Origin of the sequence: Ectobacillus antri (genome assembly GCF_003852715.1) — a bacterium.
GTDB classification, from domain to species: Bacteria; Bacillota; Bacilli; order Bacillales; family Bacillaceae_G; genus Ectobacillus; species Ectobacillus antri.
The window spans coordinates 1-2110 of the sequence record NZ_RIAV01000055.1 but is presented as its reverse complement, the minus strand read 5'-3'; the positions used below and the strand labels follow the sequence as shown (position 1 = coordinate 2110).

Genomic DNA, 2110 nt, shown 5'->3' with positions numbered 1-2110 from the left:
GTAATTCTTCAGAAAGCGAGAGGTCCATAAAAAAACGTCATCCTTTTCGAGTATTTTCCTGAAAGAATAACGTTTTTTTCATTTTAGGGGAAACTTGTTTCGTTAGCTTGATGGGCATGGGGTACCGTCAGGAAAATGCGGATTTACAACGTTAAGTATATCAAAAGTAAATAGCCAATCTCATTGTAAAAAGAGATTGGCTTATACCTACATTCTAGTCCTAAAACTATTCGAAATATTTTTTTATTTTTTCTACCGGAACTTCTTTATCTGTTTCATAATATTGATCATTTATCTTTATCATTTTATTAAAAAAAAGAATTTGGTCAGATCCAATGTTAGCAAGATACTGGTATCCTTTAATTTCTTCATCTGAGACTTTTAATAAATTTATTTTTTCAAATAATAATAGAAACTCTTTCACCTTTTCTTCTTCGACTATTTCAACAGTCTTTCCAGTTTTACCATCCCTAAGTTCAATAATATTCTTTTCTCCTTTAGTAATAAAATTATTAAAACTATCCCACTTTGTTTCATTTGTAGTGAATTCACAAGCTGTAATAACCGATAATACGATAGCTATTAGTAAAAATGAAAATACTTTCAACACTAATCCCTCCTCCTAGTCCATATTAATTATATGCTATAAAACAGAAAATTAAAAATAATCAAAATATTATTTTGAAGAAAAAGGAAATTATTCAATTCATATCTAAATATATAAATGCAGAAAAATAATTTATAAGGAGTGTCGTGTGTGAAACGTTTATTTGTATTTTTAGGTACGTTGCTTTTATTGTTCAGCATTATAATGTCAAATGGTATTATTTCAAGCGCATCTAGTAAAGTTGATAATGTCACTTTAAAAAATGCCGAACATTTTGCAATGGACTACTTAATAACTGTTTCTCAAAATTCTTTTGACGGGTGGAAAAATGCAAGTTTAGAAAAAGGTAAAAAACTATATGACTTTGATGGAAATCTAACCTCTTATTTATTTCAAGTAAAAAATCAAGGTAAAGATCAAGGCTATATTATTATTAGTGCTATTCCTGAGATTCCTGGTGTTTTAGAGTCTACTAGGGAAGGTTCTAATCCCTATGTTGATGTAAAAGAAAGTGACAGCATTTATGTTGGACCCGTACTGCACTTTAGCAAAGTAGATAACGAGTATGCTATGAGTTTAAGTAATAAAAAAGTTGAAAAAAAATCAAAACTAAAATCAAATGCACCATTAAGCTATGAAAATATTGAAAAATATGCAGATGCTACCTCAACTGTAGAACCCGAGCAAATTGGTACACAAGCAGTCACTAACTACAAATATAAGCTTATTTCTGGTGTACCGGATTATACATGGGATATCGGTTGTGCGCCAACTTCAGGAGCAAATATCGTAAAATATTGGGATAGCCGAGGATATCCCAACCTTGTTGGTACATCTCAAACTACTCACAGTTTGATTGACCAATTAGCTACAAGTATGAACACAAATCGTAGTACCGGGGGAACCTCTGTTTCTAACATGAGAACTGGAATGATAAATTTTTGGGGAGCAAGGGGATACGGAGTAACAGTAACTACTTATTCGGGTTCTTTTAGTACTCATATAAACGAAATTAATGCAGGTAGACCTGATTGGGTTACAACTGCCAATCATCCAGTTTGGGGTGATCATGCAATGACTGGCGTTGGCTATGAAGAATATTACAATACTAGCGATTTTACTTGGTATCGCCAAGTAATCTTACATGATACATGGAGCAGCACTCCTGTAGATTACTGGATTAAATGGACTTCTTATTTTGACTATGTAATAAAGGTACAACCAAATTAAATTGACATTGATTATAGTTATCTTCAAAAAGACATTGGTAAAATTAAGTAATTGTAATTTATATGTTTGAATAGTTTCTTAAATGCAATTCAATAATTCTTGAAATAAATGGATACCTTTCATAGGTGTCCATTTTATTTTTGAGGTGTCTAAATATTATATATAAGTGATTTAATTTTTCGACATACGGCGCTCAGTGAATGCCGAGACGCTGCAGCACAGCTGCCGGCGTAGCTGAGACTTCAGTCAGAAAGCTCGTGACTGCTTCTTCAA

The 2110-nt window shown here is 32.1% G+C and carries 2 protein-coding genes; one reads left to right on the top strand and one right to left on the bottom strand.

Annotation, left to right across the window (positions count from 1 at the left end):
• Positions 1-226: 226 nt before the first annotated feature.
• A complete protein-coding gene (locus EEJ45_RS17960) occupies positions 227-610 on the bottom strand; it encodes a hypothetical protein (RefSeq protein WP_124566116.1) in 384 nt (127 codons plus the stop codon).
• A gap of 147 nt (positions 611-757) precedes the next feature.
• Between EEJ45_RS17960 and EEJ45_RS17955 the strand changes: the two genes are divergently transcribed.
• A complete protein-coding gene (locus EEJ45_RS17955; RefSeq protein ID WP_124566115.1) occupies positions 758-1837 on the top strand; it encodes a C39 family peptidase in 1080 nt (359 codons plus the stop codon).
• Positions 1838-2110 lie beyond the last annotated feature (273 nt).